This is a genomic window from Pseudomonas sp. CIP-10 (assembly GCF_020911845.1).
In the GTDB taxonomy this organism is placed as follows: domain Bacteria; phylum Pseudomonadota; class Gammaproteobacteria; order Pseudomonadales; family Pseudomonadaceae; genus Aquipseudomonas; species Aquipseudomonas alloputida.
Genome location: NZ_CP087160.1, coordinates 2,817,150 through 2,838,261, shown reverse-complemented (window position 1 = coordinate 2,838,261; position 21,112 = coordinate 2,817,150). Strand labels below are relative to the sequence as shown.

Genomic DNA, 21,112 nt, shown 5'->3' with positions numbered 1-21,112 from the left:
ACATGCCCTCCCGCGCCACCTTCTACCGCAACAACCTGCTGCTGCCGCTATTGCTGGCCGCCATTGTGTTCATGGCCTTCGACCTCACAGACTTCGATCGCTGGATCAGCAACCTGCTGCTTGACCCGGCCACTGGCCAGTTCCCGCTGCTGCACAACCCGTTATTCGAGAAAGTCACTCACAAATGGCCACGCATCCTGCCGGACTGGACCGGTGAACTGGCCGTCATAGGCAGCTTGCTGTCGTTCATCTGGCCGCGCTTGGCCAACCGCCCCCAACTGGGCCTTGCCCGGGCGCTGGAAAAGGTCCGTATTGCACCGGTGCTGCGCTTTACCACCCAACACCGACGCGACCTGTTGTTCGTGGTGGTAGCGTTCGCGCTGAGCACCACCGTGATTCACTACCTGAAAAGCCATACCAGCGTGTATTGCCCTGTGGAAACCACGCTGTATGGCGGTTCGCAGCCCCGGGTCGAATGGTTCGAAAACTTCTCTTTATGGAGCAAGCCCGGCGATGGCCGTTGCTGGCCGGGTGGCCATGCATCCAGCGGGTTTACGCTGTTGGCGCTGTATTTCGTGGCCCTGCGCCATCGGTGGGCACATGCTCGCAAGTTGTTGGTGGCCATTCTGCTGATCGGGTTCGTGTACGGCACTACCCGAGTATTACAGGGCTGGCACTACATGTCTCATACGTTCTGGGCCGGGATCTTTGTCTGGCTTACAACCTGGGCAACAGCATTGCTCTTCTATGGGCGCATCGCGCTGCAGGCGGCTGAACTTAGTCCAGCTCTATCTGATGCTGCGCCGCAGCACTTGCAGACGTGGTCACAACAGTCATGAGAAAAATCAGCCCTCTATAAAACATCACTCATTTTTTGACAGAAATAATTAGACAACAACTTCCAAAGAAACTTCCTACAATGCTTTAGGAAGTTTCAACCTCCCACAAAAATTGATTCCTAGTTACTCTTCAGGCTTTCGCAACTGCTAATGCCCGACCGCATGGACGCGGGGGGCCACCGCGAGTGTTTGAGCTGCCAAGAGACGAGGATCAAGGATGCCCAAAGAGTCCGACCGCACTGGCAAACCAGTGCCCACCCCCCAAAAGCCAATCCTGCTCGAAGACATAAACGAAACCCCACCGCCTCCTGACGGCGCGGGTCCTGAATACGCAACCGATCTACCCGGCTACCCGGCCGATCCAGACTTTCAGCTACGCGGCGGCTACGACAACCTCATGCTCGACGCGGCAAGCCAGCTGTTCGGCCTGGTCATTCGCCTGCGCACGCTGGATGACCTGCCCAACATCCAGTTCGTGCACAAGACCGTGCAAACACAGGTCAGTACTATTCGCGAAGAAATGCGACAGCACGGCTATTGCGCGATCCATCAGGAAGTCTATTCCTACGCCCTGTGCCTGCACCTGGACGAGGCCGTGATGACCCGCCCCTGGGGCCAGAACTCGTGCTGGAGCCACGAACCGCTGCTGAGCATCTTCCACGACGAAACCCAGGGCGGCGAAAAGATCTTCGTGCTGCTCGAGCGCATCATGCAATCGCCAAAGGAATTCCAGGATGTGCTGGAGTTCCTGTACTTCTGCTTTTGCCTGGGCCTGCAAGGCAAATACGCCCTTGACCCCAAGGGCGATGAAATCCTCAGCGCGCTGATCAGCCGGATGCACAAGGTCATTCGCCAACTGCGTGGCCCCACGCCGCAAACAGTGAGCGACCCCTATAGCAACGTCGTCCATTGCCCCCACCGTATGCGCCGCTGGCAGTGGCCCTGGTGGACCCCACTGGTCATTTCGGTCATCGCCATGGTCTGCGCCTACAGCTACTACAGCTACCGCCTCGACCTGCTAACCGCCGAAGTCCTCGAATCGCTCAACGCCATTCTGCAGCAGTAACGGGGGACGCCACATGCCCAGCCAATCCGATTTGCGCTTCACTTTCCAGCCGCTGGTTGGCCGAAGCGAGTTTGAGGTGGTGTCGTTCGAGCTGGACGAAGCCATCAGCTCACCGTTCCGGCTGCAGCTGGAGCTGATCAGCTTCGAAGACGATGTCGACTTCGGCCAGCTGCTCGACAAACCGGTGCTGTTTACCCTCTGGCAGGGTGAGCGCCCGTTGCGCTACGTGCACGGCCTGGTCAGCACCTTCAGCCAGGGTGAAACAGGCTTCCATCGCACCCGTTACCGCGCACTGGTCGAGCCCATGCTGGCCCGCGCCGGGCTGCGCTCGAACTGGCGCATCTTCCAGCAGAAAACCGTGCCGCAGATTCTCGAGATCATGCTCAAACGCCAAGGCGTGAATGCCTACGAGCTGAAGTGTCTCGACCCGCATCAGGTGCGCGAATTTTGCGTGCAGGCCGGTGAAACAGACCTCGACTTCATGGCCCGCCTGGCCGCCGAGGAAGGCATTGTCTACCGCTTCGAACACACGCCGAAACAGCACTTGCTGGTCATCACCGACCGGCTGCTGGCGCTGGGGCAGATCAGCCGGGGCGCCATCAAGACCCATGATGAGGATGAAGGGTTTCGCGATGACGACGTGGGCCCCGATCAGGTGCTGTACCGATCCGTTGGAGGCGGCGATCAGGCCAGGCCTTGCCTGCGGCGCTTGCGTTACAGCGAACAGGTGCGAACAGCGCAGCAGGTGCAACGGGACTACACCTTCACTCATCCGCAATACCGTCAGGAACACAGGGCGTACGACAATAGCAACACCCATCAATCGCTGAACTATGAGCGCTTCGACTACCCCGGCCGATACAAGCGTGATGCGGTCGGGGTTCCGTTCACTGCCACCCGCCTTACGGCCCTGCGCCATGATGCGCGCATTGCCGAAGTGGAAGGCGACGATGTGCGCCTGCAACCGGGGCTGAGCTTCACCCTCATCGAGCACCCGCGTGAAGACCTCAACGTGCACTGGCGCACGGTCAGCGTGCATCACGAAGGCACCCAGTTCACCAGCCTGCAGGAAGAGGCCGCCGGCTCGCAGCAAGGCACCCGCTACAAACAGGACGCATTGCTGGTTCCCGGCAGGGCCGAATGGCGCCCGGCCCCCCTGCCCAAGCCACGCATTGACGGCCCGCACATGGCGACGGTGGTCGGGCCCAAGGGCGAGGAAATCTATTGCGACCAATGGGGCCGGGTGAAAGTGAGCTTTCCTTGGGATCGGGAAAGCGAAAACAACGAGTTCAGCTCCTGCTGGGTGCGCGTGTCGCAAGGTTGGGCGGGGGGCAGCTGGGGTTCGATGGCCATCCCGCGCATCGGCCAGGATGTGATCATCCATTACGTCAACGCCGACCCGGACCAGCCGATGATCACCGGGCGCACCTATTGCGGTAACCAGTTGCCGCCCTATGACCTGCCCGAGCACAAGACGCGCATGACCATCAAGAGCCAGACCCATAAAGGCGAAGGCTTCAACGAGCTGCGCTTCGAGGATGAACTGGGTCGGCAGGAGGTGTTCATTCATGCCGAGCGGGACCAGAACAACATCGTCAAGCACGACGAAACCACACGCGTGGGTAACGATCGTACCGAACGCGTCGAACGAGACGAGACGATTTCGATCGGTCAGGACCGTCGCGAAGACATCGCCCGTGACGAATCTGTTGGCATCGGCCAGAACCGGGTACACGAAATCGGCAACGACGACAGCCTGAGCATCGGCCGCAACCACAGGATCACCACAGGCAAGGATCGAATCGAACAGGTAGGGAACCACCGGCAGGACATCACCAAGGCAAACCACACGGTAGAAATCGGCGGCCACCGCGAACAGGTCGTTGCCGGTCACAGCACGTTGCAAACGGGCGAAGCCATCCGGCACACCACCAAGGTTTATGACATCCAGGTCAGCGAAAGCCTGACGATCCGCAGCCCCGCGGGGCTTCTGAGAGTCGACGGCGCCGGTATCACGCTGGACGGCCTGGCGCTGGCCTTCAAAGGGCCTGTCAGCCAGCAGGCTACGGGTAGCAATCGCGTCACTTCAACGTCTGGCGTACCAGCGCCGGGCGAACCCATTTGCCTCAGCTGCCTGCTCAAAGCGATCGCCGACGGCCACACCATCATTCGCATGGAAGGAGCAAGCTGATGCCCAGCCCATTTGTCAGAGCAATGGTCGATGTGCTGCGGGCATCCGATCACTATCGCCTCAGCGCCATCGTGGAAATGGCCAACTTGACACCCGAGGTGCAGGAACAACTGACCGGGCACTACACCGGCCGCTGCTGGCCACTGCTGCAGCAAGCCCAGTTCAGCAACCTGCGGACAGCAGGCCCTTGGTTGTTCGGTTCGCGCCTCGGTTCCGATGTCTCGGCCCAGTACGACTTCCAATGGCAACTTGAACAAGGTGCTGCTGGCGCCGTGTGCGGCTGGATAGTCAGCGCGCTTCCCGCTGCCCGGCTCGCCGGACACTTGAGCCACGCCAACATCGTCACGGGCACGGACGGCCATTCGTACCTGTTGCGCTTCCACACCGCCGCGGCTCTGCTAGTGCTGGACAGGCACCGTGAGCTGCCTGGGGTTAGCGAATGGCTGGCTCCCATCCATTACTGGTGGGCCCCCGTGGCACACCCGAGCAAGCGGTTGTGGATGCAGATATCCGGCGGTAATCAGCCTCAATCCACGCACTGTCCGCCAATCACGTTGAACGAAGCGTGTTGGGCCGAACTGGCGGGTGACCCGCTGAGCTATCAACTTGCCGAGTTGCTCAAGAACGAGCGGTCCTGCCCGACCTTGCACGCTGCCTGCCACGGCACACGGGTTGGCTTGATTCAGCACTATCTGGATCAGGCGCGCGCGCAAGGCCTGGGGCGTGAAGAAGACCTTATCAGCTATGTGCTGATGCTGGCTCGCGGTGGCGAACAGCTCAGTAGCTCGCCAGCCTGGCAGGAGGCGATTGCCGCCACGCGCGAGCAGCAGACATCCCTGATGGACAACGTGCAGCGCTGCCTGCGCACCAAGGACTGAGAGGCACAACACAACCATGGACTCACTCAGCGAAACCCTCGAACTGTGCAGGCGCATCACCTCCGGCTACCGCCCGGCCCTGCGCAACAGCCCCGTCGCCGACTGCACCCGCCGCTTCGAACTGCTGCCCCTGCGCTACGCCGCCGTCGGCGGCAACCCGGCACAACGTGCTCGCCTGCCCAAATTGCCAGGCTATCTCAGCCCGTTCCAGGAGGTCGGCGAGCTGACCCATTCCAGCTACGCCATCCGCCCTTTGCGCGAGGGCTTTCTCTACCTGCTGATCAAGCGCCATAGCGCACCGGCCTACGAATGGCACAGCCAATACCGCGTGGCGCCCAATGGCTCGCTGCTGTACATCAGCAGCGACGCCCCCTGGGCGCCTGCCCCCAGCGCCGGCAATCTGGATGAGATCCTTCGCGGTTTCGGCTGGACCATCACCCTCTACGACCTGGATGACATCCAGGAGCTGCGCCCATTGTTCAGCCCTTCCCCGCTGACCCCGCGCATGCTCGACAACTACCGCCAGCTCGACGAGGAATACCGCAGCAGCCTGCCCACGATCGATATCGCCCGCTTCATCCAGCCTTCCGACGCCCCGCCACAGCCCCACGTCCTCAAGCATGACCAACTGAACTGGGTAGCCGACTTCAAGGCACAAAACGATGCAGACCTGCAGGCACTGCTGGACCTGCAGCCGTTCAACAACGACCAGATCGTCTCGCCGCACGCATCACGCCAAGCGCTGGCACCGCTGGTGAACCACAGCAAACCCCGTGGCGCCGCCATCGTCATCGAAGACGCCATCGGGATCACCCAGGAGCTCAACGCCTGGCGCAACGCCGCTGTCGAGGATGTGAAGACCCAGTGGCTGGCGCGCACCGTGGAACCCGGGGTGGACAACGAACGCAAGCTGCTGGTCGCGCAGTCGTTCCTGGAAATCGAAAAACTCTACCCGCAGATGGTGGCCGAGCAGATCGTCAAGCGCGAAGTCATGGCCGAAAAAGTCCGCAACCAGCCCCACCTGCATCCCGAGATCTACTTGTTCTCCGAACGGGCCAATCAACAGGCCGATGCCCATGATGAACGCATGAAGCCCCACCTGGCGCAGTTCGAGCGCGAGGTCCGCAGCAAAGTCCAGGCCCGCCAGGATGCCGGCGAGTTCCGCAAGCGGTTCGACCAGAAATACGGCCACCTGGTCGACCGCCAGGCCATGCACGATCAGCTCGACGGTTTCGAGCAGGCCATGCAACACGCCCAGCAAGCCGCCGAGGACCGCGCCAAGGACCATACCCGCTGGGTGGTCAGCGAACGCTTGTTGCAGGCGCTGGACCGCTACGACAACGCCGACCTCATCAACGGCCTGGCCTTTGCCGAACAGACCGGCCAGTGCGTGATCGGCATGGAGTTGAGTGAAGGGGGCACGAAGGTGCTGGACCACTGGTGGCGCAGCGACGTGGCAGACCGGGGCAACCTGGCAATACGCGGCATCACCTACAACCAGGAGGACCTGCGGGAAGCACTGGCGGCGCTGCTGGAAGCCGCCAAGGCCGAACCGTCGTCAGCGTCATACTTCGCCCTGCCGGAAGCACTTGCCCGGCAAGCCCATGCCGCTGCCAATGCCTTTGGGCGCATCAACACCCTGTACGAACAGATGCAGGCACAGAGCAGCACGGCCAGCATCGGCCTGTATGCCTGGTACGTCGCGCTGGGGCGGCAAGTGCTGCGCACCGCGACCCCCAACAGCATGGACCGCGCGTTGCACCAGGGTTTGCGGCTGACCTTGTTCGCTTCGGTGCATGAAACGGCTGTCGATATTCGCCTGAGTGAAGCTGCACGTAGCGGGCAGCCCATTAACCCACAACGCAGTGCAGGCCAGGTATCAAGGTACCTCGACCAGGCCTGGGCTGAAGGGTTGATGCAGGCCCGTAACAGTGACTTCTACAAAGTGCGTGTCTCCGGGCTGGTGTGCCTGCTGGAAGGGATGCTGATGGCCTTCAAAGCGCGCGAACTGCCTGACAGTGATGCGCGGGTGAAGACCGAACTCCTGGCGGCCGCGATGACCACGGCAGCGGCGGGCTTCGAAGTTGGAGCCAGCTATGTGGACCAGGTGGTCGCGCGGTACGGCGCGAACAGTGTGACCGGACGAGGAGCAGCGGCCGCTTTAGGGCGTTTGAAACTATGGGGCGCTAGTTTAGCTGTGACAGGTGGTTTCGTACTCGCCTGGTGGGACTTCGCCGATGCGGCTCAGCACTTAGTATACCGCCAGCAAAACCTTACCGAACAAAGTACAAAAAAACCTAGAACACTGGCACTCGCATACGCATCGCGGGCACTGGCAACTATTACAATTTCGCTGGCGGAAGCAGGAACAGCCATTGCAGTCGCAAAACCTCTTTTTGACCACCTATCTCAGAATGCCAAAACAAAACTTGTGAGAATGATGACAGCATCCATGGGCGCGCTCGCCAATAAACTGGGAACACAAGCTGCTCGCCTACTGCTTGCACGTTTAGTCTTAGGTGCATTTTGGATCGGACTCATCCTGACACTCATAATCTATATTTTGGAAGATGACGCGTTAGAGAAGTGGTGCAAACGCAGCTGCTTCCGAACTCATAAAAATATTAAGCCCTATGAAGAGCAGGAAGAACTGAGCGCCCTACATTCTGCTATCAGCGAGGTTTTATAATGTATCTTATCGAATGGGGATTCTGGCAGATGGCAACTCAGCCAGAAGCTGCACGTAGAACGTACGAAGCAGGGATGACACCAGCAGAGAAGCGCGCAAATAGAGATTTTTATGAAGGCGACCTGAATGAAGAAATTCACTTTTGCCAGGTAAGTGAAACACCCCTCCTACGCGGCCCTGTTTATGCATTCAATGAAACCTACATGGAAATGCGCTGTGGCGGCTCAGAAGAGAAGCGCGGCCTCATTACGCTAGTCACGATCGGCGGAGTACTGCCTGGGATAATTTTCGGAATCGGCATAGCTGTCGGTTCCATCTGGCTTGATATCACCCAACCTTATTCAATCTCCTTTATAGCAGTCTTACTTACAGCTCTCTTGGCTTCAGCTTCAGGAGCAGCATTGTATTTTTACCTGAAGTACGGCGTAAAAATCTCGCGACTGGAAATGCTGACCAGTCGGCATCTACTTATTCGCTTCAATCGAATAACTCAACAGGTCCACCTCCATCGACCCAGCTACTGTGGTGGCATCGTCACCTTCCCCTGGAAAACAACCGGCAGCACGGGCATTCGCCCAGAAGATGATTCGCTAAGCGTTGGAATACGACTCGGCCTAATCTGGCACCCCAGCCGCACCGGCCTGCCCCACATGGAGATGGCCCTGCTGGGCAAACAAGGCCAAGGCGGCAGCGAACTGCGTGATGAGTGGGAATTCATCCGCCGTTACATGGAAGAAGGCCCGCACGCCGTCCCCCGCCCCCGCCTGAGCACCCAGCTACCCTCACCCCTCCAGGCATTCAGCGCCCAGTTCGAAGGCCTTGGGCGTTTCTTCCGCAAAAGCAGCTGGCTGTTCAAAATTGCGCTGCTGTTTGTCTGGCCCGCTTTCGTCATCATCGGCACCGGCCACTGGCTCAGCCTGCTGCTGTGCTGGCGACCGCGCTGGCCGAAGGTCATCCGCGAGGCCGGCCTGCCCGGCAAGCCAGTCCCTCCCGTGACAACCCTGAGCGACTACCCACCCGCAATCCAGGCACGCCTGCTCGCCAACGCCGACCGCTGGCAGCTCAAGCCCGGCAAGCGGCCGGCGAAAAAGCCACGCAAACCGCGCAGATCCAAAGCGCAAGAGAAACCGGCTGCGCCCAACGAATGATTGTGTCTGAATTCAGAATTCGAACGTGTACCCCACGATCACCCGGTTCTCATCCGCTGCATCGGCAAAATTCGAGCGCATGCTCGCATTGCGCCAACGCAGCGACACATTCCTGAGCGCCCCCGACTGCACCACATAGGTGATATCCGTAGTCCGCTCCCATTCCCGCCCCTCTCCGCCGCCAGCGGCCAATGTCCTGCCCTTGACGCTGGCAATGCGTTGCGGGTCCACCTGATCGCCCTTTACATAACGCACGTTGAACGTCAGCCCGGGGATGCCTACAGCAGCAAAATTGAAGTCGTAGCGCAGCATCCACGCCCGTTCGTTGGCCAAGGCAAATGTGCTGACCTGCTGTTCGCTGAACAGGTAGGTATCGGTGCCCCCCACGTAGGCATATGCCGTATCCCCGCGCACTTTCTGATAGCCGCCACTGAACGTGTGGCCCTGAACGCTGTACCCGAAGTTGGTACTGAGGGTCTGATTGTCGACTCCGCCCAGCAACGCCCGGCCCTGCTTCCTTGCATTGAACCAGCGCCACTCGGTGAACACATCCCCCGGCCCGAGGCGGGTCTTGAACTTGAAACCGGCAAAATCACGCCGGAACAGGTCTTCGAGCACACTGGTGTGAAGGCTGAGGGTCAGGTTGTTCAACGGCTGGTAATCGACACCGGCGTAGCGCAGGCGATCACTGGTGGCCGTCGCCGAATAGGCCCCTTGCTGCGCCATGGCGGTCAGGTCCTCATAGTCGGTGGAGTCACGCAATTTGGTGGCATTCACCTGCAGCAGGGTGAACGTAAACCGGTCCAAGTCTTTGCTCACCAGTTGCACACCGTTGAACCACTGGGGGAACAAGCGACTGCTGTTGGACGCCAGCAATGGCAGTTGCGGGCTCAGGCCCCCCGCTTTCAATTCGCTCTGCGCCAGCCTGGCCTTGAAGGTAGCCACGGCCTTGGCGTAGTCATCCGCGGCGCGTTTGTCGCTGCCTCGCGGCAACAGGCCGGAACCGCTACGGTCAGGCGATGAGTCCAGCTTGAGCCCCAGCATGCCGGCTGCGTCCAGGCCAAAGCCAACCACGCCGTCGGTATAGCCAGACTGCAAGCGCAGCATGAAGCCTTGGGCCCATTCACTGCGCCGCGATTGCGTGGCGCTGTCACCGTGAAAGTCGCGGTCGAAATAGAAATTGCGTAGTTCCAGGTTGCCACTGCCGTCATGGATAAAGGCAGCCTGGGCGGTTTGACAGGCGCAGTAAAGCGCCGAGAGCACCAGCGATGCTCGCCGAAAGATCACGATCATTGGTATGCCTTGTGCTTATTCTTGTTGTTGTTCGAAGACTCAGCGCCAATCAGCTTTTGGGTTGCGCACGCAACGCATCACCACCAGGCATGCGACCAGGATCAGCGGCGCGATTGACAGCATGCCCATGTAGGTGCTGTCGGTAAGGTCATTGATCTTGCCCACCATCACTGGTGCAACGATGCCGCTCAGCTGTCCCACCGAGTTGATCGCGGCGGTGCCGGTGGCAATGGCCAGCCCCGAGAACGTCGACTGTGGAATGGTCCAGAAGATCGGGATAGCGATAAAGGTGCCCGCGGTGGCCAGCACCAGCGCGGTCATCATCGCGAAGGGAGAGTCGGAGAACAGGCACGCCAGCAGGTAACCGGCGGCGGCCGCCAGCAGGCAGTACACCAGATAGCGCTTGCGCTCGCCGGTGCGGTCGGAGTGACGAGTCAGCAACACCATGCCGATGCACGCTACCGCATAGGGCAATGCCGACAGCACGCCAACCCAGAGCATGTCTTCCACCCCCGAGGACTTGATCAGGTGCGGCATCCAGAAATTAAGCCCGTAGGACGCGGTTTTGACCACGTAGTAGATAAACGCCATGATCGCCACTTCACGGGTCAGCAACACCCGCCAGATCGAGCCGAGTATCGGTTTTGCAGTGCGTTTGTCCTGGGCAAGGTTCTCCGCCAGCAGGTCCTTCTCCTCGCGGCTCAACCATTTCGCCGCCTCGATATCGCGGTCCAGCTTCCACAGCACCAGCAGGCCCAGCAGCACACACGGCAGCCCGGACATCAGGAACAACCAGTGCCAGCCAGCGAGGCCCAACACGCCGTCCATTGTCCCCAGCAAAAAGCCGGCAGCCGGGCCACCCACCGCTCCGGCCAGCGGCACCGCCAGGAACCACAGGCCATTCATCTTCGCCAGGTGCTTGCGGGGGAACCAGCATGCCAGGTAAAACAGGATCGCCGGGCCGAAACCGGCCTCCATGACGCCGATCAGAAAGCGCAGGAAGTACAGCGTGTACTGGGTATAGGCAAATACCAGCGCAGCCGTCGCCAGGCCCCAGGACACCATGATCCGGCAGATCCAGGCCGGAGCCCCGTAGCGTTTCAGGCCGAGACTGCTGGGCACTTCGAACAGCACGTAGCCGACGAAGAACATGCTCGCGGCCAGGCCGTAGGCAGCATCGCTGAGGCCCAGTTCCTGCTGCATTTGTGTCTTCGCAAAACTGATGTTGATGCGGTCGAAGTAGGAGAACAGGAAGCAGATGATAGCCAGCGGCATGATGCGCCAGGCCACACGGCGGTATAGCAGCAGCTCATTGATGTGACTGTCGTTGCGCTCACGCGCCAGTTCGCCGGTCAAAGCAACCATGGTGAATCTCCATTCTTGTAATTATTGGAGAGCAGCGACGTCTCGAAGGGCGCCACCAGCAGGTTTTTTTAGCGAATACGGATCAGCTTTTCCTTGAAGCTCTGGCCTTTTGCGACGTACTCGGTCGCATTGCGCTGCATACTGGCGATGGCATCGACAGTGAGCTCGCGCACTACCTTGGCAGGTGCGCCCAGGATCAACGAGTTGTCGGGAAACACCTTGCCTTCGGTGACGATGGCGCCGGCACCCACCAGGCAGTTGTTGCCGATGACCGCGCCATTGAGCACCACCGCCTGAATGCCGATCAGCGCGCCATCGCCGATGGTGCAGCCGTGCAGCATGGCCTGGTGGCCGATGGTGACACCTTGCCCCACTGTCAACGCAAAGCCGGGGTCGGCATGCAAGACAGCACCCTCCTGCACGTTGCTGTGCTGGCCGATATGGATCGCTTCGTTGTCGCCCCGTAGCACGGCCTGCGGCCATACACTGACGCCTTGTTCCAGGGTAACGTCGCCGATGACGCTGGCATCCTCGGCGATGAACGTTTCCGGGTGCAGGTTGGGTGCAAGTTTGTCATATTGGTAGATCGCCATCTCAAGCCCTCCTCACGCCGCGTCGTCTGTTTTCAGCACGCCCGCCGCACACAGCTGGGCAATGTGCGCGTCGCTGTAACCCAGTTCACGCATCACTTGACGGGTGTGCTCACCAATCCGCGCGATCGCCCGCCGTGGCTGCAGGCGCTGGCCGTCCAGTGACAGCGGCAATAACGGCATCGGTGTGTGGCTGCCGTCTTCCAGTTGCAGCTCGGCCATGCCGCCGCTCTGTAGCAGGTGGGGGTCCTCGAACAACTCTTCAGGGCGGCGGATCGGCGCGAAAGGAATGCCGTTGGCTTCCAGCTGCACCGCCAACTGCCCGGCGTCCAGCGGCGCAAACACCTCGGCCAGGTGCGCCAGCAGCCGTGGCCGCTGCAACACGCGGTCGTTATTGCTACCAAGGGTTGGGTCATCAAGCAAAGCGGTCTGCCCCAGTACCCGGCATAACGCGTGCCACTGGCCTTCCCCTGTGGCGGCGACAAACATCTGCTCGCCACCGGCAAAAGTGAACACGTCATAGATGGCCCAGGCACTGATGCGGTTCGGCATCGGCGCTGCGGCTTCACCGGTGACCACGTACTGCTGCATATGCTGGGCAGCCAGCAGCACGCAATTCTCGTACAGGGCACTTTGCACCTCACGGCCCCTGCCGGTGCTGTGGCGCTCGTTGAGTGCAGCCAGCACGCCAATGGCGCCGAACATGCCACCCATGATGTCGTTCACCGAGCTGCCTGCGCGCAGCGGGCGCCCTACCGGCCCTGTCATGTAGGCCAGACCGGCCATCATCTGTACCACTTCATCCAGCGCCAGACGGTTATCGTATGGCCCGCTGAGGAACCCCTTGTGCGAGGCGTAGATCAGCCCTGGATTGCGCTGGCACAGTGCGTCGTAGCCCAGACCCAGCTTCTGCATACGCCCGGGCTTGAAGTTCTCGATGAAGACATCGGCGGTGTCGATCAGTTGCAGCACGGCCTCACGGCCCTCGGGCGTTTCAACATCGACAGCGATGCATTGTTTGTTGCGGTTGAAGGTGCGGAAAAAGCCCGCCCCTGCGCCCAGCAAACGGCGTGTGCCGTCGCCGCGTACCGGCTCGATCTTGATGACCTCGGCGCCAAGGTCGCCGAGGATCATGCCGCACGTCGGGCCCATGACCATATGCGAAATCTCAACGACACGGATGCCGTCCAAGGGAAGTCTGGACATTGTGATGCTCCTCTTACGGGCAGTTCAGGCGTGGCGGTGTGTGTTGGCGAAGTTGAGCGGCAATCCGGCCCGGGCGATGAAGCCGTAAAGTGGCTCGCCCGGTAGCGCTTCGCTTAGTACCTGCCGGGTTTCGATCAGTGCAGGCAAGTCGATGCCGGTGTCGTAACCCATGCTTTGCAGCATGAACACCAGGTCTTCGGTCACGGTATTTCCAGACGCGCCAGGGGCGAACGGGCATCCTCCCAGGCCCGCCAGGGAGGCATCCAGTTCCCCAATGCCCTGCTGCACCGCCACCAGGCTGTTGGCCAAGGCCAGGCCCCGGGTGTCATGGAAGTGCGCGGCCTTGAGACGGTCGCCTGCAATCTCCCGTACGGCCTGAAGCACCGTTGCCACCTGGCCCGGATTGGCATAGCCAGTGGTGTCCCCCAGGGAGACCAGGTCGCAACCGGCTTCGATCACCTGGCGGGTCAACGCACACAGGTCAGCCAGCGGCACCTCGCCCTGACGGGTGCAGCCAAAGGCCACCGACATGCCGGCCACGACTTGCACCCCATGCAGGCCCATTTCAGTACGCAGCTGGCACATGCGCCCCAGTTCCTCGACCATCTCCACTGGCGTGCGGCGCACGTTGGCCAGGCTGTGCGCCGTGCTCACCGATACCGGGGCGACGATGCGGTGTGCACCCGATTCAAGTGCGTCCCTTGCGCCACGAAGGTTTGGAGCCAGCACGGTTACTTGCAGGTCCGGGTACGTGAGGGCGTGGGCCACCACTTCGCGGGCATCGGCCATCTGCGGCAGCAAGCGTGCCGACACGAACGACGCGACTTCCATATGGCGCACGCCGGCGCCGTAAGCGGCGTCGATCCAGCGGCGTTTGGCTGCTGTCGGCATGATCACTTGCAGGCTCTGCAAGCCATCGCGCAGGCCGACTTCATTGATTGTTATTGTTGTCATCGCGGTCTCTCTGTCTGAAGCGTTGCGCCAGACTAAGAGCTGGATGACGGGCAGAAAAGACGTGTTTCGCGGGCTGATCCATCGTCAGCCACGATGGATCAGCCCGCGACCTGCCAGGCCGGTGCACGCAGCAACAGGTGGTCAAGCAGGCGCCGAGCCGACAGCGAGAGCGTGTGCCGGTCGCGCATGCAGATGACGAATTCGCCAAGCGCCCAGTCGTCAGTCAGCGCAATGACCCGCAGGTCGAACAACGCCGCATAGCGGGACACGGCCTCTTGCGGAAACACCGCCAGGCCAAGGCCGAACTGCACCAGACGGTATGCCGCGTCGAACGACGACACGTACGAACGAAAATGCAGCGCCTTGCCTGACTGTTCGGCGCTTTTACGCATGAAAGCGTTCAATGTGGCAAAGGCCGAGAGCCCCAGGTGGTCGTAACCCAGGGTTTCCTCGAAGGCAATCTGGCTGCGGCCGGCCAACGGGTGGTCAGCAGCAACGACCACGGCCAGGTGATCTTGCCGATACGGTACGAAATCCAGGTCACCCACCGCCATGGATTTGCGGCAGATGCCGAGGTCTGCAGTGCCCTCGGCCACACCACGAACGACATCGGCGCTGAAGCGCTCTTCGATATCGGCCTGGATGAGTGGGTATTCCAGCATGAACGCTGACAGTTCTTCAGGCAAAAACTCCATGATCGACGATACATTGGCCAACACCCGCACATGACCACGCGCGCCGAGGGCGTATTCGCTCAGCTCGCTGTCCAGGCGTTCCATGGCGCGGGTCATTTCCCTGGCATGGCGCAGCAGTGCAAGCCCCGCCGGGGTGGGCTCCACGCCGCGCTTGCTACGTTTGAGCAAGGCGGTGCCAAAGCGCGCCTCGATGTCTGAAATACGTTTGCTGACGGCGGACGGCGCCATGAACGCGCGCTCGCCAGCGCGGGCGATGGTGCCTTCTTCGCAGACGACGATGAACAGGTTCAGGGAAAGGTGGTCGAGGGGTTGCATCGCTTGGCTCGGCTCGGGGAAAGGGACCGCGGTAGCACTGTAGCAAAAACCGCATTGGCTTCTAAAACTGGGTTTGAATTACCGGCCCCCAATCCCCAACCTTGGGGGAACGCTGCCCACCGCCAGCGGCTGGCATAAAGCCCTACTGAAAATCTGAATCCCCTGCCCCACAAGGCCTGCAACGCATTTTTCAGGGTTTGGCACAGCTCTTGCCGATCTCCTCCCAGACGCCCCAAGTCCATGGGCCCGTTTGCAGGAGGAATTGACTCATGCACCGACCGATACCCCACCCGCTGGCAGTGGCGATTTTCGCCGGCATGCTCCAGCTTCCCGCGCAGGCCGCCTTGAACGCTGTCGATCCAGGCGCTTACGTCCCTGCCAATGGCGGCTTCCCCGCCTGGTACCAGGACAGCCACGGTCGTACCCTCGACCTGTGCCTGACCAAGGCCGTCAGCTCCCGGGTCGCCGGCGCACCTGGTGCACCCTCATACATGTGCACGCTGCTGCCCACGCCTGGTGTGTTCGACGATACCCAACCCATCGTCTTCCCCACCAACTTCCCTGACGAAGCGTTCTGGTTCACTGCCGACGCTGCAATCGTCGACACCGCCCGTGGCATCGACCTCAGCTATGGCACGGCGATCGAAGCGGCATTCGCTGCCGAAGAACCTGTCGAGGGTGACCAGGTCAGCTTCGCCCGGGTCCGTATCCGGGTCGACGTACCCACCGCGGGCACCTACGTGGTCACCCACCCCTATGGCGTTGAAGTGTTCGATGTGCCCGTTGCAGGGCGCCGGGCGATCAACATGACCCGTGACATCGGCATCGCCGGGGCAGGCGACTTCACCGGCGCACTCAAGGGTGATGTCGGGCCGTTTCTGCGCAGTGTCAACGGCCCCTACACCGAAGGCAACGAGCGCTTCATCGGCGACCCGAACCTGGAAGAGCGGGTCACCGGCAGCCCATTCAACACCAACTACGTACGCATTGAGGGCCCTGGTGGCATCGACCTGCGCACCGAGCTGTTCGCTGTCTCGGGCAAGCTTTCCGAAGTGGCCTTGCCAACCCCGCTGATGCCACAACGCAGCACTTACTCACGCCATACCGAGAACGGCGACCTCATCGCCCAGCAAGACATCTTCGTGTTGGCCCCGCCGCCACCGGCAAGCGTCACCCTGACCAGTCAGACCCCCAACCTGAGCCTCACCGAGGCCAACGGCACCGGCGCCTGGTACGCCCAGTCAGCCCTCAACCCGGCGGCCGGAACCCTCGTGACACTGTCCGCTGACAACAGCGTGGCAATCCCGACCAGCAGCCTGACCACCAGCAACGTTCCCCTGACCGACCTGGTCACCATCACGCAGGCCCAGTACCGCCTGTCCACCGGCGAGCTGACCCTGGTGGCCAGCACCAGTGACGAAACAACACCTCCAGTACTTACCGCACATACCGGCAACGGCACGCTGATCGGCAACCTGGGCGGTACCGGCGCCGTGAAGACGTTGAGCATGACCCTCTCGCCCATTCCGCCGGCCAAGGTGCAGGTCACCAGCGCCAACGGTGGTAGCGACACCGAAGACGTGGTGCTGGTGCCATGAACAGACAAAGGCTCAGCCTTCAAGGAGGCAGCATGAACACTTGGTCGCGCCGTGCGCTGTTGGCCGCCGGTTTCTCTCTTACCGTTACCAGCGCCGCGTTCGCCGCGCTTTCTGATGTCGACCCGGGGCCCTACACCTTCGCCACGGGTGGCTATCCGATGTGGTACAAGGACAGCCTCGACCAGTCCCTGGAGCTGTGCCAGTCGCGTGCCACCAGCACCCGTGCGCCAGGCGCACCAGGGGCGCCCGCCTACATGTGCACCTTGTTGCCCGAGCCCGGGATCTATGACGATGCCCTGCCGCTGGTATTTCCAGATAACTGGCCACCCGAGATGTTCTGGTTCCTGGCCGAAACCTCGATACCACAAGTAGGTAACAGCGGTTATGAACTGGAGGTCTACGTTGCCGGTATAGAGGCAGCCTTCGCGGCTGAAAACCCGGTAGACGGTGATCAGCAAAGCTTCGCCCGCATCCGTATCCGCGCTTCGGTCCCACGCACCGGTACCTACACCATCACGCACCCTTACGGGGTGGAGACGGTCAACGTCACCACGGCAGGTCGTCGCGCGATCAATATCACCCGGGACATAGGCATTGGCGCTCCCGGCAACTTCCGGGGGGCGCTGGGGGGGGCGATCGGCCCTTGGCTGAAGGGGGTTGGCGGGCCGTATACAGAGGTCAATCCTGACACTGGCACCACCGAAACCTACATCGGCGACCCCAATATCACCGAAGCGGTAACCGGTAGCCCCTTCAATACCAACTTCGTGCGCATCGAAGGGCCCGCGGGCGCCATTCAGACCAACACGTTCACAGTGTCTGGCAAGGTGCTGGACCCGCGAGCACAAACCCCGGTCACGCTGGAGCGCGCCACCTACTCGCGCAACGGCAGCGGTACCCGCGTGGAGGTGTTCGCCAAGGCCCCGAGTGAGGCCAGCCTGTGTATGCGCAATGGCCTGGCACTGATCGGCACGCCGCCTTCGCCTTGTCAGTTCACCCTGACTTCGGACAACAACGGTTTGTTCTTCAGCCAGCAGTTCAACCAGTCGGTGCCGCCAGAGGTGGTGGTTGTCACCGCCAGCAACGCAGTCGGCGGCACCCAGCCGACTGCGCTCTCGAGCAAGCTCAGCGACGTGGTCAAAGTCAGCACCGCACGCTACGACTGGGCCAACAAACGTCTGTTGATCGAGGCCAGTTCCAGCGACGAAGTAGCGGTCCCCGACCTGCTCGCCCAAGGCTACGGCCGCCTGTCGAAATCGGGCACACTGCAAAGCATCACGGTCAACGACTTGGCGCAACCGCCCGCCACCGTTACGGTCAAGTCTGCCCGCGGCGGTAGTGATGTAGAGCCAGTGATCGTGGTCGGCAACGCCCCGGTCGAGGCCGCCAACCAGCCACCGCTCGCCCAGGCCGATGTCGGCAGCACCAGTGTCGGTGTACCGATCACACTCAACCTGCTGCTGAACGACAGCGACCCGGATGGCAACGTGCCGCTGACCATCAGCGACCTGACCCAACCCGGGACCGGCCTTGGCGGCGTCGTGATGAATGGCACCACCTCGGTTACCTACACGCCGCCGACCGGGGCCACACAACCGCTGGTAGCCAACTTCAGCTACCGGGCGGTGGATGCCAAGGGGCTGAAATCGGAACCGGCCACGGTCACGATCAACGTCGCACCTAACCAGGCACCGACTGCCAACCCGGAAACCGTCGCCACCTTGGGCGTGCCATTGACCATCAACGTACTGGCCAACGACACCGATCCAGAAGGCAACGTACCGCTGAGCGTGACCAACATCACCCAGCCGGCCGCCGGCCGCGGCACGGTCAGCACCGACGGCACAACCGTCACCTATACCCCACCGGCCACTGTAACCACAGCCTTCACCACCACCTTCACCTACCAGGCACGTGACTCGCTGGGGGGGCTGTCCACCCCAGGTACGGTCACCGTCAACGTGTCGCCTCGGCCTGCCGCTGAAACCTTCGCCGTCACGGCAGCCACGGTCACGGCGCGCTCCAACAACCGTTACAACTGGGACATCAGTGGCACCTCGTCGGTGACCACCGGCAATACCGTAACCGTGCGGGTAACCACGACTACCGGCGTCCAGACCTTGGGTACGGCCACGGTAGCGCTGACCGGCCGCTGGCGCCTGGCGGTGAGCAATAGCACCACGATCATCCCGACTGCGGCACCGACGGCGACGATCACAACCAGCCAAGGCACCACGCGCACCGTCAACGTAGTCGTGCAGTAAAAGCCGGAGGCTTCGATGAAACGGCTGTACCCCCTGTTGCTCTGCCTGGCCCTGGCGGGCCAGGCCTGCTGGGCAGAGGACCTGATGGACAATGCCGACCTCGCACCCGGCAACGACCTCGGTGAACCCGTGATCATCCGCCTGCTGCCGGCCGGTGCCGGCCAGGCTGCGGTGATCGAGCAGCAAGGGTCAGGCAACCGCGCCGCCCTCGACCAGAACGGTCAGGCCCTGCTGGGCCGTATCGTCCAGTCCGGCGGTGCCCAGGAAGCGTACATCTTGCAGGAAGGCAGTGACCTGATGGCCATCATCCGCCAACAGGGAAATGGCAACAGCGCGTCGATTCGCCAGAGTGGCAGCAGCAACAACGCTGCCATCGAGCAGATCGGCAACGACAACAGCGCCAGCATCGTGCAGTCCGGCTCGGGGCTCAACAGCTCCGTGACCCAGGCTGGCAATGGCCAGCATGTTCAGATCACCCAATACCGATAGACCTGGAGGCACCACCATGTACAAGCTCGCTCCGTTAAGTGCCGCTATCGTCCTGGCCCTCGCAGGTCAGGCCATGGCTGCTGACAGCACCTCGTCCCAGACCCAGGACGGCAAGGAAAACATCGCCGAAGTCTCTCAGACCCAGGCATCCTTCGCCTCGGCCACCCAGAACCAGACTGGCAAGGGCCACAACCACCTCGCCGTGCAGACCGAAAGCACCAGCGATATTCAGCAGAGCGCCACCGGCCAGTACAACGCCGGCTACGCTGAGCAACTGTTCGAGAACGGCAGCCAGATCACCCAGCACGCCGGAGGCAGCTACAACGATGCCTTCGCCAGCCAGTCGATAGGGTCAAACAACGAATCGCTGCAAACCCAACAAGGCGTCGGCAATAAATCCACCGTGTGGCAGGACAGCCAGGAAGGCAGCAAAGCCACCAGCTGGCAATCCGGCCAGCGCAACGAAGCGTTCATCGAGCAGACCTTCGGTGGCAGCAACAACCGCAGCACCGTCAACCAGACCGGCCAGGACAACTACGCCGCCGCCGAGCACCTGAACCATATCGATGGCGATATCCAGGTCTATCAGGATGGCCACGACAACTGGGCCTATGGCGACCAGCGCGAAGGCACCGGTGGCACCATTGCCATTGGCCAGTACGGGGGCGGCAACTCCGTGGAAGTGTGGCAGGACACACAGATCGGTAGCCAGGCCTCCGTAGTCCAGACCGGCCAGTCGAACGAAGGCTATATCGACCAGAGCTTCGGCGTCAGCAACAAGGTCAGCCTGTCGCAGCAAGGCAATGCCAACGCCAGTTGGTCGGACCAGTTCGAGACCAACAACTCGACCACCACGATTACCCAAACCGGCAACAACAACCTGCATTTCACCTATCAGAATGGTGAGAACCTCAACCTGACCATCAACACCCAAGGCAATGGCAACAGCATCACCGCCAGTAACTGGAAAGGCGCCAAGATGGGTGGCCAGTTCGGCACCAACCAGAACGCCACCATCAACCAGACGGGCAATGGCAACGGTGTCAATCTGACCCAGAAGGGCGCTGACCAGCAGGCCACGCTGACCCAGACGGGTAAAGGCAACCAGATGTCGACCAAGCAGGATGACGTCAGCAACGAGCTGTACTTCGAACAGAACGGCACTGACAACATTCTGATCGCCGACCAGCGTGGGACCGACAACTATGCCTACGGCAGCAGCCAGGGCACCGGCAACACCATCACGCTCGACCAGTCCGGCTATAGCAACCAGAGCTACACCAACCAACTCTACGGAAGCGGAAACGAAGCCACCATCAAACAGACTGACAGCATCAACGTCGCCTACGTGACCCAGGGAGGCCAAAGCAACAAGGCGTTCGTCGACCAAAGTGGTGTCGCCCAATCCGCCACCATCACCCAGCTGGGCAGCGCGAACCTGGCCACTGTGACCCAGCAGTAAACCGCTCCCCCTTGAACCGCGGTGCTCCTCTCCCTGGTGCCGCGGTTCCTTTTTCTGTTATCCCGCCCTC

Annotated in this window: 16 protein-coding genes; 10 read left to right on the top strand and 6 right to left on the bottom strand. The window is 61.4% G+C overall.

Annotated elements, in window-relative coordinates; translation table 11 throughout:
• Positions 1 to 2 precede the first annotated feature (2 nt).
• From LMH93_RS12950 to LMH93_RS12925, 6 genes are all read left to right on the top strand, one after another.
• The gene (locus tag LMH93_RS12950) at positions 3 to 839 is read left to right on the top strand and encodes a phosphatase PAP2 family protein (protein WP_185279322.1); all 837 of its coding nucleotides are present in this window, start codon (positions 3 to 5) and stop codon (positions 837 to 839) included.
• A gap of 217 nt (positions 840 to 1,056) precedes the next feature.
• Positions 1,057 to 1,905: a type IVB secretion system protein IcmH/DotU gene (gene icmH, locus LMH93_RS12945; RefSeq protein WP_230065282.1), complete on the top strand. Its 849-nt coding sequence runs from the start codon at positions 1,057 to 1,059 to the stop codon at positions 1,903 to 1,905.
• Between the two features lie 13 nt (positions 1,906 to 1,918).
• Entirely contained in the window at positions 1,919 to 4,096 is a 2,178-nt protein-coding gene (locus tag LMH93_RS12940) for a type VI secretion system Vgr family protein (protein WP_185279323.1), read from the top strand.
• Positions 4,096 to 4,974, top strand: a complete 879-nt coding sequence (locus tag LMH93_RS12935; RefSeq protein WP_230065281.1) for a DUF4123 domain-containing protein — start codon at positions 4,096 to 4,098, stop codon at positions 4,972 to 4,974. Before LMH93_RS12940 ends, LMH93_RS12935 begins: the two co-directional genes overlap by 1 nt.
• Positions 4,975 to 4,990: 16 nt before the next feature.
• Positions 4,991 to 7,663, top strand: a complete 2,673-nt coding sequence (locus LMH93_RS12930) for a T6SS effector BTH_I2691 family protein (protein ID WP_230065280.1) — start codon at positions 4,991 to 4,993, stop codon at positions 7,661 to 7,663.
• Positions 7,663 to 8,811 carry a DUF6708 domain-containing protein gene (locus LMH93_RS12925; RefSeq protein ID WP_230065279.1) on the top strand — a complete coding sequence of 383 codons (1,149 nt, stop codon included), beginning with the start codon at positions 7,663 to 7,665 and terminating at the stop codon, positions 8,809 to 8,811. Before LMH93_RS12930 ends, LMH93_RS12925 begins: the two co-directional genes overlap by 1 nt.
• 12 nt (positions 8,812 to 8,823) lie before the next feature.
• Here LMH93_RS12925 and LMH93_RS12920 read toward each other — a convergent pair whose 3' ends face one another.
• From LMH93_RS12920 to LMH93_RS12895, 6 genes are all read right to left on the bottom strand, one after another.
• Positions 8,824 to 10,104, bottom strand: a complete 1,281-nt coding sequence (locus LMH93_RS12920; protein WP_230065278.1) for an OprD family porin — start codon at positions 10,102 to 10,104, stop codon at positions 8,824 to 8,826.
• Positions 10,105 to 10,143: 39 nt separating this feature from the next.
• Entirely contained in the window at positions 10,144 to 11,469 is a 1,326-nt protein-coding gene (locus tag LMH93_RS12915) for an MFS transporter (RefSeq protein ID WP_230065277.1), read from the bottom strand.
• A gap of 68 nt (positions 11,470 to 11,537) precedes the next feature.
• The gene (locus tag LMH93_RS12910; RefSeq protein WP_185279329.1) at positions 11,538 to 12,062 is read right to left on the bottom strand and encodes a gamma carbonic anhydrase family protein; all 525 of its coding nucleotides are present in this window, start codon (positions 12,060 to 12,062) and stop codon (positions 11,538 to 11,540) included.
• Between the two features lie 12 nt (positions 12,063 to 12,074).
• Positions 12,075 to 13,265 carry a CaiB/BaiF CoA transferase family protein gene (locus LMH93_RS12905; protein ID WP_088512677.1) on the bottom strand — a complete coding sequence of 397 codons (1,191 nt, stop codon included), beginning with the start codon at positions 13,263 to 13,265 and terminating at the stop codon, positions 12,075 to 12,077.
• 24 nt (positions 13,266 to 13,289) lie between these two features.
• The gene (locus LMH93_RS12900) at positions 13,290 to 14,219 is read right to left on the bottom strand and encodes a hydroxymethylglutaryl-CoA lyase (protein WP_047605215.1); all 930 of its coding nucleotides are present in this window, start codon (positions 14,217 to 14,219) and stop codon (positions 13,290 to 13,292) included.
• A 98-nt stretch (positions 14,220 to 14,317) separates the two neighbouring features.
• Complete coding sequence (locus LMH93_RS12895; protein ID WP_185279331.1) at positions 14,318 to 15,229, bottom strand: LysR family transcriptional regulator; 912 nt, start codon at positions 15,227 to 15,229, stop codon at positions 14,318 to 14,320.
• A 269-nt stretch (positions 15,230 to 15,498) separates the two neighbouring features.
• Here LMH93_RS12895 and LMH93_RS12890 point away from each other — a divergent pair, with 269 nt between their 5' ends.
• The 4 genes from LMH93_RS12890 to LMH93_RS12875 are packed head-to-tail and all read left to right on the top strand — an operon-like array spanning position 15,499 to position 21,042.
• The gene (locus tag LMH93_RS12890) at positions 15,499 to 16,827 is read left to right on the top strand and encodes a hypothetical protein (protein ID WP_230065276.1); all 1,329 of its coding nucleotides are present in this window, start codon (positions 15,499 to 15,501) and stop codon (positions 16,825 to 16,827) included.
• A gap of 32 nt (positions 16,828 to 16,859) precedes the next feature.
• Complete coding sequence (locus LMH93_RS12885) at positions 16,860 to 19,091, top strand: Ig-like domain-containing protein (RefSeq protein WP_003253792.1); 2,232 nt, start codon at positions 16,860 to 16,862, stop codon at positions 19,089 to 19,091.
• Positions 19,092 to 19,106: 15 nt separating this feature from the next.
• The gene (locus LMH93_RS12880) at positions 19,107 to 19,580 is read left to right on the top strand and encodes a curlin (protein WP_003253795.1); all 474 of its coding nucleotides are present in this window, start codon (positions 19,107 to 19,109) and stop codon (positions 19,578 to 19,580) included.
• Positions 19,581 to 19,596: 16 nt separating this feature from the next.
• The gene (locus tag LMH93_RS12875) at positions 19,597 to 21,042 is read left to right on the top strand and encodes a curlin (RefSeq protein WP_003253796.1); all 1,446 of its coding nucleotides are present in this window, start codon (positions 19,597 to 19,599) and stop codon (positions 21,040 to 21,042) included.
• The last annotated feature ends 70 nt before the right edge of the window (positions 21,043 to 21,112 follow it).

Coding starts and splice junctions, on each gene's coding strand:
- LMH93_RS12910 (WP_185279329.1), bottom strand. CDS start 12,062: ATGGCGATCTACCAATATGACAAACTTGCACCCAACCTGCACCCGGAA.
- LMH93_RS12895 (WP_185279331.1), bottom strand. CDS start 15,229: ATGCAACCCCTCGACCACCTTTCCCTGAACCTGTTCATCGTCGTCTGC.
- LMH93_RS12900 (WP_047605215.1), bottom strand. CDS start 14,219: ATGACAACAATAACAATCAATGAAGTCGGCCTGCGCGATGGCTTGCAG.
- LMH93_RS12905 (WP_088512677.1), bottom strand. CDS start 13,265: ATGTCCAGACTTCCCTTGGACGGCATCCGTGTCGTTGAGATTTCGCAT.
- icmH (WP_230065282.1), top strand. CDS start 1,057: ATGCCCAAAGAGTCCGACCGCACTGGCAAACCAGTGCCCACCCCCCAA.
- LMH93_RS12885 (WP_003253792.1), top strand. CDS start 16,860: ATGAACACTTGGTCGCGCCGTGCGCTGTTGGCCGCCGGTTTCTCTCTT.
- LMH93_RS12930 (WP_230065280.1), top strand. CDS start 4,991: ATGGACTCACTCAGCGAAACCCTCGAACTGTGCAGGCGCATCACCTCC.
- LMH93_RS12940 (WP_185279323.1), top strand. CDS start 1,919: ATGCCCAGCCAATCCGATTTGCGCTTCACTTTCCAGCCGCTGGTTGGC.
- LMH93_RS12935 (WP_230065281.1), top strand. CDS start 4,096: ATGCCCAGCCCATTTGTCAGAGCAATGGTCGATGTGCTGCGGGCATCC.
- LMH93_RS12890 (WP_230065276.1), top strand. CDS start 15,499: ATGCACCGACCGATACCCCACCCGCTGGCAGTGGCGATTTTCGCCGGC.
- LMH93_RS12920 (WP_230065278.1), bottom strand. CDS start 10,104: ATGATCGTGATCTTTCGGCGAGCATCGCTGGTGCTCTCGGCGCTTTAC.
- LMH93_RS12950 (WP_185279322.1), top strand. CDS start 3: ATGCCCTCCCGCGCCACCTTCTACCGCAACAACCTGCTGCTGCCGCTA.
- LMH93_RS12925 (WP_230065279.1), top strand. CDS start 7,663: ATGTATCTTATCGAATGGGGATTCTGGCAGATGGCAACTCAGCCAGAA.
- LMH93_RS12880 (WP_003253795.1), top strand. CDS start 19,107: ATGAAACGGCTGTACCCCCTGTTGCTCTGCCTGGCCCTGGCGGGCCAG.
- LMH93_RS12915 (WP_230065277.1), bottom strand. CDS start 11,469: ATGGTTGCTTTGACCGGCGAACTGGCGCGTGAGCGCAACGACAGTCAC.
- LMH93_RS12875 (WP_003253796.1), top strand. CDS start 19,597: ATGTACAAGCTCGCTCCGTTAAGTGCCGCTATCGTCCTGGCCCTCGCA.